This is a genomic window from Streptomyces natalensis ATCC 27448 (genome assembly GCF_000935125.1).
GTDB classification, from domain to species: Bacteria; Actinomycetota; Actinomycetes; order Streptomycetales; family Streptomycetaceae; genus Streptomyces; species Streptomyces natalensis.
Genome location: NZ_JRKI01000029.1, coordinates 742,517 through 754,306 on the forward strand (window position 1 = coordinate 742,517; position 11,790 = coordinate 754,306).

Below are 11,790 nucleotides of genomic sequence, written 5' to 3' on the forward strand. Positions count from 1 at the left end.
CGGGCGGCAGCAGGCTGGAGGCATGGCATCCGGTGCCGGTCCCCAGCTGCCGGACATCGTCTCCGGCTGGGCCGTCGAACGGCCCGGACCGGTGGCCTCCGGGCCGCTGGTGACGGTGCGGCGTGCGCTTCCCGGTCCCGGTCCCGGCGAGCTGGCGGTGCGGGTGGAGGCGTGCGGGGTGTGCCGTACGGATCTGCATCTGGCGGAGGGGGATCTGGCGCCGCACCGGCGGTCGACCGTGCCGGGGCACGAGATCGTGGGGCGGGTGGCCGCGACCGGCAGCGGTGTGAGCGGCTTCCGCGTCGGTGACCGGGTCGGCGGGGCCTGGCTGCGGGAGACCTGCGGCGCCTGCCGCTACTGCCGCGCGGGCCGGGAGAACCTGTGTCCGGCCTCGCGCTACACGGGCTGGGACGCCGACGGCGGCTTCGCCGATGCGGCCCTGCTGCCCGCGGACTACGCCTATCCCCTGCCCGGCGACCGCGACGCCACCCAGCTGGCGCCGCTGCTGTGCGCCGGGATCATCGGCTACCGGGCGCTGCGGCGCAGCGCGCTGCCGCCCGGCGGGCGGCTGGGGATCTACGGCTTCGGGGCGTCGGCGCATCTGGCGGCGCAGGTCGCCCTCGCCGAGGGCGCCACCGTCCATGTGCTGACCCGGTCCGCCCAGGCGCGTCAACTCGCCCTCGGGCTGGGCGCGTCCTCGGCCGGCGATGCCTATGGCCGCCCGCCCGAACCGCTGGATGCGGCGATCCTCTTCGCACCGGTCGGCGATCTGGTGCCGGTGGCGCTGGCGGCCCTGGACCGGTCCGGCACGCTGGCCGTGGCCGGTATCCATCTCAGCGACATCCCCCCGCTCACCTACCAGCGTCATCTCTTCCACGAACGGAATCTGTGCAGCGTCACCTCCAATACGCGCGAGGACGGCCGGGAGTTCCTGCGGACGGCGGCGCGGATCGGCATCCGGGTCACGGTCAGCCCGTATCCGCTCAGCCGCGCTCCGCAGGCGCTGGCGGACCTGGCGGCCGACCGGGTGCACGGGGCCGCGGTCCTGGTACCTGGCTGATCCGGGCCGTTCCCCGAACTCGGCCTGGACGTTCCCGACTAGCTCCCGTCTCCCCCGATGCCGCACCATGGAGAAGAAGCGGTAAATGGTGAAATGTCCGATGAGGTGGGGCCGGGTCCGTCCACCCCGGCCCCGAGGGCGGGTACGGCGACCGTGGCTTACGACGACGGCTTCCCGCGTACGGAGGCGGTGCAGGCAGTGACCGCGCGGGTCCTTGGGTTCTCCGGGGCCGAGCTGACCGCCGTCTATGTGCCGGCCGATGCCGAGGGGGACGGCGATCTTCAGCTGGCCGGGACGGCCGGGGGCTGGGGCCTCCCCTACGGACTGCCGCCACGCTGCGCGCGGTCCGGCGACTCCCCCGTGGCCACGGCCTTCCGTACCGGGGTGCCGCTGTGGCTGGGGCCCGGGGAGAGCGCGGCCGACGGGTCGATGGGCGTGCTGCCGCTGGGCGGGGACACGCAGCGGCTGGGCTGTCTGGTGGTCGTGGACAAGCGCCCGGACGCCTTCGGCGCGGACCGGCGGCGCCTGCTGGAGCTGCACGCCGACCAGGTCGCGGCGGGGCTGGAGGCGGTGGCGGCCCGGGACCTGGGGCGGGCGCAGGCGGCCGGCGGCGGGCGGCTGGGACCGGGGCTGGAAACACTGCGGGGCGGCGCGTTCACCCTGGGCCTGAGCACCGGGCGGATCGCCGCGGATGCGCAGGTCCTGGCGCTGTTCGGGATTGCACCGGAGGGGTTCGACGGGCGGGTGGAGACGCTGCTGGCGCGGACCGCGCCGGACGATGTGCCCGCGCTGATGGCGATCGTGGAACCGGACCGGCTGCCCACGCCCGGCCAGCAGCTGTCGTTCCGGATCCGCCGCCCCAATGGCGAGCTGCGCTGGCTGAGCCTGCGCTGCCACGTGCTGATGGGCGCCACGGGGGCGCCGGAGCGGGTGCTGGGCGTGGTCGCCGATGCGGCCTCCCTGCGGCCCACTGCCGACGAGGTCGCCATTGTGCGGCGGCTGTCGGCGGCGCTGGCCGGGGCGACGACCATCCGGGAGGTGAGCCGGGTGGTGGTCGCGGCGCTGCGGAGGCCGCTGGGCGCCTCCCGCGTGGCGGTCGCCGAACTGGAGGCCGACCGGTTCGTGGTCACGGTCCTCGATCCCCCCGAACCCGACGCCTGGCCCGAGGAATGGCGCAGCGAATGGCGCTCCGAGTGGCCCGACGCCTCCCGTCACCGGCTGCCCACGCTGGAGGCCGCGCTACGGGCCGGGCAGGTGGCCCTGTGGCCTCCGGGGGCCGCCCTGGAACCGGGTCTGGCGGATGTCGGGCCCGGCGGGCTGGCCGTGCTGCCGCTGCCGGCCGACGGCCGGATGGCCGGGGTGTGCCTGGTCGGCTGGGACGAGGAGCACCGGTTCGGGCCGGAGGAACGCTCGCTGCTGACCGCGACCGCGGGGCTGGCAGGCCAGGCACTGGTGCGGGCGCGGGCGCTGGACGCCGGGCACGAGCTGACCACGATGCTCCAGCGCAGTCTGCTGCCGCGCAAGCTGCCCAAGCTCGCGGGCGGGGTGGCCGCCGCCCGTTATCTGCCGGCCACCGTGGGCCTGGAGGTGGGGGGCGACTGGTACGACGTCATTCCGCTGTCCGACGGGCATGTGGCGCTGGTCATCGGCGATGTGGAGGGCCACAGCGCGGGCGCGGCCTCGATCATGGGCCAGATGCGCACCGCGATCCGGGCGTATGCGGTGGAGGGCCATCCGCCGGACGTGGTGGTCTCCCACACCAACCGGCTGCTCGTCGGCATGGAGACGGATCTGTTCGCCACCTGCTGCTATGTCGATCTGGACATGGAGGAGGGCATCGCCTGGTTCGTACGGGCCGGGCACCTGCCGCCGCTGCTGCGGCATCCCGACGGCCGTACGGAGGAGATGGAGATTGCGGGCGGGCCGCCGCTGGGGGTGGTCGCCGACGGGGAGTTCCCGCTGACCGAGGTCGGTCTGGCGCCCGGCACCGTACTGGCGCTGCTGACCGACGGCCTGGCCGAGTCGGCGCACCTCCCGCTGGAGGAGGGGCTGCGCAAGGTCCGCGAGGTGCTGGGGGCGGCGGATCCGTCCGATGCCGGGCGGATGGCCGATGAGCTGCTGGGCAGCGCGAAGCGCCGCGATGACGACGTGGCCGTGCTGGTGCTGCGCTACGACGGGATGCGGGTGCGTCCGACCCGGGCCCGGTGGGCGGTGTGGCGGCTGCCGGACGCGGTGATGCACGCCCGCCGGTTCACCGCGCGCACCCTGCGCTCCTGGGAGGTGACCCAGGAGATGGATGTGGCGCTGCTGGTGGTGTCCGAGCTGGTCACCAACGCCATTGCGCATACGCAGGGCGAGGTGCGGCTCGATCTGACGCTGGTCGAGGACCGGCTGCGGATCGCGGTGAACGACGCCTCGCCGCGGGCGCCGGTCAAACCGGGGAGCGTGGACTGGGAGGCGACCGGCGGCCGCGGGCTGCTGCTCGTCGAGGCGATGTCGCTGGTGTGGGGCTCGGTGCCGCTCAGCGGCGGCAAGCAGGTGTGGAGCGAGATCGCGGTGTCGCCGCGGGAGCGGCAGGCCCAGGGCGGCGCGGAGGAGGGCGGCTGAGATGGGCCTCGGCATCCGGCACGCCGTCGTCGTCCTGGCCGGGCTGTGTCTGGCCGTCGGAGCCGGCGCCTGCGGACTGGCCCGTGAGGCGGGCGGATCGAACCAGCACCCGGCCGGCGGCCTGACGATCGGTCTGCTGCTGCCCGACTACACCTCCCGGATGCAGAAGTTCGACAAGCCGCTGGTCGAGAAGCGGATTCAGGAGCGGTGCCCGGCCTGCCGGGTGGAGTTCGCCAGCGCGCAGCACGATGTGGCCACGCAGCAGGCGCAGGTCGACGCGATGATCACCAAGGGGGTCAAGGTGATGATCCTCGACGCCGTCGACTCCAGATCCCTGCGCCACTCCATCGAGAACGCCCACCGGGCGGGCATCAAGGTCATCGCCTACGACCGTCTCGCGGAGGGCCCGATCTCCGGCTATGTCTCCTTCGACGGGGACCGGGTCGGCCGGCTCCAGGGCCAGGAGCTGCTGCGGGCGATGGGCGCCAAGGCGCACGGCGGCCAGATCGTCATGATGAACGGGGACGTCAGCGACCCCAATTCCGCCTGGTTCCGGCAGGGCGCGCTGGCCGTGCTGCGCGGCAGGGTGCACATCGGCAAGGCGTACGAGACCACCGGATGGCGGCCGGAGGTCGCCCACACCAATATGTCCGGCGCCATTTCGGCCCTGGGCGCCGACCGTATCGACGGGGTGCTGTCCGCCAACGACGGTCTGGCCGCGGGCGTCATCTCCGCGATGAAGGCCGCCAAGATGCAGCCGCTGCCGCCGGTCACCGGACAGGACGTCGAGCTCTCCGCCATCCAGCGCATCGTCCGGGGCGAGCAGTACATGAGCGTCTACAAGCCCTTCGTGTACGAGGCGAACGCCGCCGCCGACATGGCCGTCGCACTGGTCCACGGCAAGAGCCTGGCCCCCATCACCCGGCACACGGTCAACAGCCCCACGACGCGGGGCGTCCCGGCCGTGCTGCTCACACCGATCGCGGTGACGGTGCACAACGTCAAAGGCACCCTCGTCAAGGACGGGATGTACACGGTCGATCAGATCTGCACGCCCCCATACGCGGCCGCCTGCGCGAAGGCCGGCCTCACCAGATAAGGCGGTATCCATGTCCGCTCCGCCGCTGCTGGCGCTGCACGGGATCTTCAAACGGTTCGGCGCCGTCCAGGCCCTCCAGGACGTCGAGCTGGAGATCCGCGCCGGGCAGGTCGTCGCGCTGGTGGGCGACAACGGCGCGGGCAAGTCGACGCTGGTCAAGGTGATCGCCGGGGTCGCTCCGGCCGATGCGGGCATGATCGAGTGGGACGGCCGTCCGGTCCACATCACCCGCCCGCACGACGCCCGGAACATGGGCATCGCCGCCGTTTACCAGGACCTCGCGCTCTGCGACAACCTCGATGTGGTCGGCAATCTCTTCCTCGGCCGCGAGATCCACCGCGCGGGTGTGCTGGACGAGGTGGAGATGGAGCGCGTCACCCTGGAGCTGCTCGACACCCTCGCCATCCGGATGCCCGGCGTCCGGCGGCCGGTCGCCTCGCTGTCCGGAGGCCAGCGCCAGACCGTGGCGATCTCCCGTTCGCTGCTGGGCGCGCCCCGTCTGGTGCTGCTCGACGAGCCGACCGCGTCCCTGGGCATCGAGCAGACCTCCCAGGTCCTGGACATGGTCGACCAGCTGCGGGAACGCGGGCTGGGGGTGCTGCTGGTCAGCCACAACATGGGCGATGTCAAGGCCGTCGCGGACTGGGTGGCGGTGCTGCGGCTGGGCCGCAACAACGGGTTCTTCGATGTGACCAGCACCTCGCACGAGCAGATCATCTCGTCCATCACCGGGGCCACCGACAACGCCGTCACACGCCGTCAGACACACGGGTGGGAGCTGGAGCTGTGAGCCGCACCTGGACGCCGGGAAAGCACAAGCCGGCCGACACCGCGCCCCGGCCGCCGGGACGGTTCGGGCACCGCGTACGGGGCGCCGCCGCCTCCCTGGGCCGCCGCTTCCGCAGCGGCGAACTCGGCTCGGTCCCCGTCGTGCTCGGCCTGCTCATCGTCTGGATCATCTTCGAGGCGCTCAACGCCGACTTCCTCTCCCCGCGCAATCTCTCCAACCTCAGCGTGGACATCGTCGGCACCGGCCTGATCTCGATCGGCATCGTCTTCGTCCTGCTGCTCGGCGAGATCGATCTCTCGGTCGGGTCGGTGAGCGGTCTGGCGGCGGCCGCCTTCGCCGTACTGAACGTCAACCGGGGGATGGCGGAAGGGCTCGCGGTGCTCCTGGCCGTGCTCGCGGGCACCGCCATCGGCGCCGTCCAGGGGTTCTTCTTCGCGAAGGTCGGTGTGCCGTCCTTCGTGGTGACCCTGGCGGGCCTGCTGGGCTGGAACGGGCTGATGCTCTACATCCTGGGCACCAGCGGCACCATCAACCTCTCCGACAAGGGCCTGGTCGCCATGCTGACCGGCCACTACTTCACCCATGTCGCCGCCGCCTACGGCCTGGCGGCCCTCGGCACCGCCGGGTACTTCCTCGCCTCGTACCACGACGCCCGGCGCCGGCAGGCGGCCGGCGTACCGTACCGGCCGATGCGCGGGATCGTGTGGCGCACGGCCCTGCTCGCCGCGATCGCCCTCGCCGTGGCATGGGTCCTCAACCAGTTCGAGGGCCTGCCCCTGGCGCTGCTGATCTTCCTGGTCTTCCTGGTGGGCCTGGACTGTGTGCTGCGCCGTACGCCCTACGGACGGATGATCTTCGCCCTGGGCGGCAGCGTCGAGGCCGCCCGCCGTACCGGCCTCAACGTCGCCCTGGTGCGGATCTCGGTCTTCATGATCTCCGGCACCATGGCCGCGATCGGCGGCCTGTTCCTGGCCTCCCGGGTCTCTTCGGCCAGCCAGACCTCGGGCTCGGGCAATCTGCTGATGGACGCCATCGCCGCCGCGGTCATCGGCGGGACCAGCATGTTCGGCGGCCGCGGCCGCACCTGGTCGGCGCTGCTGGGGGTGCTGGTCATCCAGTCGATCGCCTCCGGCGTGGCCCTCATGGGCATCCAGACCGCCGTCCAGTTCATGATCACCGGCGGGGTGCTGCTCGTCGCCGTGGTCATCGACTCGCTCTCGCGCCGCGCCCAGAAGGCCCACGGCCGGGTGTGAGGCGGCGGCCCCGGCCATGACCCATCGGACGGGCCCTACCACGGCCTGGCGCCTTCGGCGAGCGCAGCGCGGCACCCGGTGGGGGCATTCCGGCGCGGTTGCGGATGGCGTTCCTCTGCGCAAAGCATGGAGAGGAATGTGCGCTCTCGAAACATCTTCCCGACATGCCTTCTCGAAAAGCCTCTGCTCGAAGGGACGGCAACCTCATGGTCATGGAATACGGACAGCATTGGGGCTTCGCCGCCGACAGCGGCCGCCTCGGCGCGGCGGTCGGTGAGGCCATGCGTGCCGTGGAGGCCCTGAGCGATACGGTCGAATACGCCCCGGAGGGCTATCAGCAGGCCCTGGACGCCCTGCGCCGCTACCCCGACGAGGAAGTCACCGCGGTGTTGCGGCGCGGCTGGGAAACCCTGCCGGAGTCCGCCTATCCCGACCGCTGGGGCGTCGTCCAGGTGCTCACGGACCTCCGGCTCACCTCCGCCACGGAGGTGTTCGAGACGATACTGACCACGCCCATCCCGCCCGAGCGCACCCCGCAGTACCCCTACCCCTATTCCACCGTCGGGGAGGAAATCACCCTCCGCACCACGGCCGTTGAAGGGCTGACCCGCCTGGCCGCGCAGGACGATCCCGGTGCCGTGGACCTCCTCATCCGGCATGTCACCGATGACGACCGCAGCATTCAGACCGCGTGTGTGCGGGCGCTGCGGGACCTGGGCGAGGACGCCGGGGTCGATGTGTCGCCCCTGGTGCCGGACGAGGTCCAGGAGTTGCTGCGGCGACCGGGCTGACGGGTCGAAAGGATGATGCGCCATGACCGACATCCAGGACCGCGGGCAGACGACCATCGCCGACGTCGTCGTCGCCAAGGTCGCCTACCTGGCCGCTGTGGACGTCCCCGGCGTCCACGCGCTGGGCAGCGGAATCTCCCGGTCCGTCGGGGCGCTGCGCAAACGCGTCCCCGGAGGACCGGCAACCACCGTGCACGGCGTGAAGGTCGAGGTCGGCGAGAAACAGGCGGCGGTCGATCTGGACCTCATCGTCGAGTACGGCGAGATCATCCGCGAAGTGGCCGGTGCCGTACGGGAGAGCGTGATCCTCGCCGTCGAGCGGATGACCGGCTTCGAGGTGGTCGAGGTCAACACCGCGGTGAGCGACGTCAAGCTGCCCGAAGAGGAGGAGGAGGCCGAGGCGGAACGCGTGCGGTAGCGCGCCCGCCCCGCGTGCGGGAGCGGGGCGGTCCGCAGCGCCCCGCTCAGCTCGGCCTCAGCCTCAGCCGGTCGTCGTCAGACCGTGCCGGGCCAGCAGCGGTCCGAGGTCCGGATCGCGGCCGACCACGGCGCGGAACGCCGCCATCGGATCGACGCCGGCGCCCCTGCCGAGCAGTTCGCGGCGGAAGATCTCGCCGCTCTCGCGCACCGTCTTGCCGTTCTCCCCGAACCAGCGCACGGTGTCGGCGTCCAGTACCTCGGCCCAGCGGTAGCCGTAGTACCCGGCCGCATAGCCGCCGGCGAAGATATGGGCGAAGTAGCCGGTGCGGTAGCGCGGCGGGATCGCGGGCAGGGCGACGCCGTAGCGCTCCAGCGCGGCCCGCTCGAACGCCTCGGCGCCGTCCGCGTCAGGCAGTTCACCGTCGGCGGGCAGGGTGTGCCAGGCCCAGTCGAGGAGCGCGGCCGCCAGATGCTCCACCACCCGGAAGCCGACGCCGAAGTCCTCCGCCTCGCGCAGCCGGGCCGGCAGATCGGACGGCATGGGCTCGCCGGTGCGGTGATGCCGGGCGTAACGGGCCAGCACCTCGGGCCACTCCGCCCACATCTCGTTGACCTGGGAGGGGAACTCCACGAAGTCACGCGGCACACGGGTGCCCGACAGCAGCGGATAGCGCACGTCGGAGAAGAGTCCGTGCAGCGCGTGGCCGAACTCGTGGAAGAGGGTGGTGACCTCGCTCCAGGTCATCAGCACGGGCTCGCCGGCCGGCGGACTGGCGATGTTGAGGTTGTTGATGACCACCGGTTTGTGGCCCAGCAGCCGGGACTGGGGTACGAGGGAGTCCATCCAGGCACCGCCGCGTTTGGACGCGCGGGCGAAGAAGTCGCCGATGTAGAGCCCGAGCGGGGTGCCGTCCGCCTCGAACGCCTCGAAGACCCGGGCGTCGGGGTGGTGGGCGGCCAGATCGCGGCGCTCGGCGAAGGTGATGCCGTAGACCAGCTCCGCGGCATGGAAGACGCCGTCCCACAGCACCTTCTCCAGCTCCAGGTACGGGCGGAGCGCGGCCGCGTCCACGGCGAAGCGCTCCTTGCGGATCCGCTCGGAGTAGAACTGCCAGTCGGCCGCGCGGATCCCGGCCACCCCGGCGGCCTCGGCCAGCTCCGCGCCCTCGCGCTCGGCGTTGGCGACGGCCGGGCCGATCATCCGGGCGAACATCTCCTCGACGGCCTCGGTGGTGCCCGCGGTCCCGTCGGCGACCACCCAGGCGGCATGGCTGGGGTGGCCGAGCAGCGCGGCCCGTTCGGCGCGCAGGGTGGCCAGCCGGACGGCGACCGGGCCGTTGCTGACCAGTCCGCGCCCCAGGGAGGCGGCAAGCAGCCGCTCGCGCAGGCCCGGGTCGGTCAGGGAGGCGAGCTGGCTCTGGTTGGAGAAGTTCTTGAGGCTGAGCAGGAACCCTTCGCGGCCCCGGGCCCGGGCGTCCTCGGCGGCGGCCGCGATCTCGTCCTCGGGCAGGCCGGCCAGCTCCTCCGCGCTGTCCACGGCCACGGCGGCCGCGGCGGTGTCCGCACGCAGATTCTGCTGGAACTGCGTGCACAGCGAGGCGATTTCGGCGTTCAGCTCGCGCAGCCGTCCCTGCTGCTGCGGGGTGAGCCGGGCCCCGGCCCGGATGCGCAGGGTGTGGTGGCGCTCCAGGACACGCGACTGCTCCTCGTCCAGTCCGAGCTGTTCGCGCCGGGCATGGAGGGCGTCGAGCCGGGCGAACAGGGCCGGATCCAGGAGCAGGGCGTCGTCGTGCGCGGCCAGCCGGGGGGCGATCTCGGCCTCGATCGCCTGGAAGGCGGCGTCGGTGTCCGAGCTTGCCTTGTTGCTGAACACCCTCCGCACCCGGCCGAGCACGGCGCCGCTGCGCTCCAGCGCCTCGACGGTGTTCTCGAAGGTCGGGGGCTCGGTGGCGGCGCCGATGGCCGCCACCTCGGCCAGCTGCTCGGACATGCCGCGCTCGAAGGCCGGCAGGAAGTGCTCCTGCCGGATGCGCGCGAACGGCGGCAGCTCGTAGGGCAGTTCGCTCGGCTGGAAGAAGGGATTCGACGTCACGAAATCGAGCGTACGCCCCGGAGCCGTCCCGGGTCCGGCGGTTGTGGACAGCGGCGGCCGGCGGGCCCGCCACCGGCCGCCGCGTCCCTCACACCGCCCGGTTCATGCGGTCTCGTTCCCGCCGTCCTTCTGTCTCGCGGCCGGGGCGGCGTATCCGGCCGACTGCAAGCGGATCCTCGCGGCGGCGGGGCGGGCGGGCGGGCGGGCGGGCGGGCGGTGCAGCATGCGCGGGAGATGACGCCCGGCTCTTTCGACGCCGTGGTCGACGCCTGCCGGGAGGCGGGCTTCCGCCCGGTGCTGGACGACACCGCCTCGGGTTCCCACGCCTGGGCCGGTGTCGCCGCCGGGCGCGGGATCAACCTCGTCGTGGCGTCGCCGGCCCATCAGCTCCCGCGCGGCATCACGCTCGTACCGCTGGCCGAGCCCCGCCCCGGCCTGCGGATCGACGCCGTCTGGCGGGCCGACCAGCCGCATCCGGCGGTGCCCGGTTTTCTGCACGCCTGCGCCGAACCGGCCCGGCGGAAGGGGTGGCCGACGGGCGGGTGACGGGGCGGTCACAGGGGGCGATCCTTCGACATGCCGGGGACCGCGGAGCCTGGTTGGCTGAGAGATGAGGTAGGGCGACTTTCGCCAACGACCAAGGAGTGATCATGGGCGCTACGGACGAAGCACGTCAGCGTCTCCAGCAGATGCGCGAGAAGGCCCAGCAGCTGACCGAGGCCGCGGAGAAGACCACGGACCCCAAGGAACGGCAGCGCCTCCAGGAGAAGGCACGCAAGCTCAAGAGCCAGACCGAGCAGGAGAGCAGCATGGGCGGCGGGGACATCTTCCCCTCGCAGTGAAGACAGCTCGTCGTGAAGACGGCTTGCAGTGACGTCAGCTCGTCGTGAAGACGGCTCGCACTGAAGACAACTCGCAGTAAGGCCGACGCGGGTGGCCCCCGGCCCGTAAGGACCGGAGGCCACTTCTCTTGCCCGGAGGCCGAGTTGGCCCGCTGACCACGGATGCTTCCCGGGACATCCGACACATCCGCCCCCGCTGCTTGGGTGATCATCCGACCCTGGCCGAGGAGCCGGTTGTCCGCCGACGCCGCGTGGTTGAGTCTTCCCATGGCTGACAAGACCGCTGTCCCCGACCTGGCCCCCGCCCCCGCGCCCGCGGTTCCGCAGGCCCTGACCGACGCGCCCGGCTACCAGGTGCGCCGGCTCCACCAGGCGTATGTCGCGCTGTGGGGACGCGCGGTGGACGCGACGCTCACCGGGCCGCAGTTCGCGGTGCTGACGGCCGTGCATGCGGCTCCCGGACGCGACCAGCGGTCGATGGCGTCGGCGGTGGCGCTGGACACCTCCACGATGGCGGATGTGGCCCGCAGGCTGGAGAACCGCGGTCTGCTCGTCCGCCGTACCGACACCGCCGACGGCCGCCGCAAGCTGCTGTACCCGACCGATGAGGGAGAACGGACCCTGCGCGCCGTCCATGAGCGCGCCCGCTGCCTGGGCGAGCGCCTCCTGGAGCCGTACGACGACGAGCGCCGCGCCGACCTGTTGCGTCTGCTCACGTCCCTGGCCGACCGCTGGGAGGGCCTGGCCACGGGCTGCTGACCGGCCCCGGACGTCCCCCGTCCGCGGGCGCGCCGCCCGCCGGAAGTCGTGGTGCCATGGAGAGACAGTCCGGCACG

The 11,790-nt window shown here is 72.5% G+C and carries 11 protein-coding genes; 10 read left to right on the forward strand and 1 reads right to left on the reverse strand.

Annotated features, from left to right (window positions below; translation table 11 throughout):
- Positions 1–22: 22 nt before the first annotated feature.
- The 7 genes from SNA_RS22770 (at position 23) to SNA_RS22800 (ending at position 8,018) form a co-directional block, all read left to right on the forward strand.
- Positions 23–1,060, forward strand: coding sequence for a zinc-dependent alcohol dehydrogenase family protein (locus tag SNA_RS22770; protein ID WP_044366416.1), 1,038 nt, complete (start codon positions 23–25; stop codon positions 1,058–1,060).
- 198 nt (positions 1,061–1,258) lie between these two features.
- The gene (locus SNA_RS22775; RefSeq protein WP_030069517.1) at positions 1,259–3,667 is read left to right on the forward strand and encodes a SpoIIE family protein phosphatase; all 2,409 of its coding nucleotides are present in this window, start codon (positions 1,259–1,261) and stop codon (positions 3,665–3,667) included.
- Position 3,668: 1 nt separating this feature from the next.
- Positions 3,669–4,766 carry a sugar ABC transporter substrate-binding protein gene (locus tag SNA_RS22780; protein WP_030069519.1) on the forward strand — a complete coding sequence of 366 codons (1,098 nt, stop codon included), beginning with the start codon at positions 3,669–3,671 and terminating at the stop codon, positions 4,764–4,766.
- A 10-nt stretch (positions 4,767–4,776) separates the two neighbouring features.
- A complete protein-coding gene (locus tag SNA_RS22785; RefSeq protein ID WP_030069521.1) occupies positions 4,777–5,556 on the forward strand; it encodes an ATP-binding cassette domain-containing protein in 780 nt (259 codons plus the stop codon).
- A complete protein-coding gene (locus tag SNA_RS22790) occupies positions 5,553–6,809 on the forward strand; it encodes a sugar ABC transporter permease (protein WP_044366418.1) in 1,257 nt (418 codons plus the stop codon). Before SNA_RS22785 ends, SNA_RS22790 begins: the two co-directional genes overlap by 4 nt.
- A gap of 164 nt (positions 6,810–6,973) precedes the next feature.
- Complete coding sequence (locus tag SNA_RS22795; RefSeq protein WP_157880046.1) at positions 6,974–7,600, forward strand: HEAT repeat domain-containing protein; 627 nt, start codon at positions 6,974–6,976, stop codon at positions 7,598–7,600.
- Positions 7,601–7,622: 22 nt separating this feature from the next.
- On the forward strand, positions 7,623–8,018 hold the full coding sequence (locus tag SNA_RS22800) for an Asp23/Gls24 family envelope stress response protein (protein WP_030069525.1): 396 nt from the start codon (positions 7,623–7,625) through the stop codon (positions 8,016–8,018).
- A 63-nt stretch (positions 8,019–8,081) separates the two neighbouring features.
- Here the strand turns inward: SNA_RS22800 and SNA_RS22805 are convergent, their stop codons facing one another.
- Positions 8,082–10,112 carry a M3 family metallopeptidase gene (locus SNA_RS22805; RefSeq protein WP_078970108.1) on the reverse strand — a complete coding sequence of 677 codons (2,031 nt, stop codon included), beginning with the start codon at positions 10,110–10,112 and terminating at the stop codon, positions 8,082–8,084.
- A 234-nt stretch (positions 10,113–10,346) separates the two neighbouring features.
- Here SNA_RS22805 and SNA_RS22810 point away from each other — a divergent pair, with 234 nt between their 5' ends.
- From SNA_RS22810 to SNA_RS22820, 3 genes are all read left to right on the forward strand, one after another.
- Positions 10,347–10,658, forward strand: coding sequence for a LysR substrate-binding domain-containing protein (locus tag SNA_RS22810; protein ID WP_044366423.1), 312 nt, complete (start codon positions 10,347–10,349; stop codon positions 10,656–10,658).
- Between the two features lie 104 nt (positions 10,659–10,762).
- Positions 10,763–10,954: a DUF6381 family protein gene (locus tag SNA_RS22815; RefSeq protein ID WP_030067225.1), complete on the forward strand. Its 192-nt coding sequence runs from the start codon at positions 10,763–10,765 to the stop codon at positions 10,952–10,954.
- Between the two features lie 267 nt (positions 10,955–11,221).
- Positions 11,222–11,713, forward strand: a complete 492-nt coding sequence (locus SNA_RS22820; RefSeq protein WP_030067226.1) for a MarR family winged helix-turn-helix transcriptional regulator — start codon at positions 11,222–11,224, stop codon at positions 11,711–11,713.
- The last annotated feature ends 77 nt before the right edge of the window (positions 11,714–11,790 follow it).

Bases quoted from the DNA above. Each gene is read 5' to 3' on its own strand.
- SNA_RS22795 (WP_157880046.1), top strand. From the start codon at position 6,974: ATGCCTTCTCGAAAAGCCTCTGCTCGAAGGGACGGCAACCTCATGGTC.
- SNA_RS22800 (WP_030069525.1), top strand. From the start codon at position 7,623: ATGACCGACATCCAGGACCGCGGGCAGACGACCATCGCCGACGTCGTC.
- SNA_RS22810 (WP_044366423.1), top strand. From the start codon at position 10,347: ATGACGCCCGGCTCTTTCGACGCCGTGGTCGACGCCTGCCGGGAGGCG.
- SNA_RS22780 (WP_030069519.1), top strand. From the start codon at position 3,669: ATGGGCCTCGGCATCCGGCACGCCGTCGTCGTCCTGGCCGGGCTGTGT.
- SNA_RS22770 (WP_044366416.1), top strand. From the start codon at position 23: ATGGCATCCGGTGCCGGTCCCCAGCTGCCGGACATCGTCTCCGGCTGG.
- SNA_RS22820 (WP_030067226.1), top strand. From the start codon at position 11,222: ATGGCTGACAAGACCGCTGTCCCCGACCTGGCCCCCGCCCCCGCGCCC.
- SNA_RS22815 (WP_030067225.1), top strand. From the start codon at position 10,763: ATGGGCGCTACGGACGAAGCACGTCAGCGTCTCCAGCAGATGCGCGAG.
- SNA_RS22785 (WP_030069521.1), top strand. From the start codon at position 4,777: ATGTCCGCTCCGCCGCTGCTGGCGCTGCACGGGATCTTCAAACGGTTC.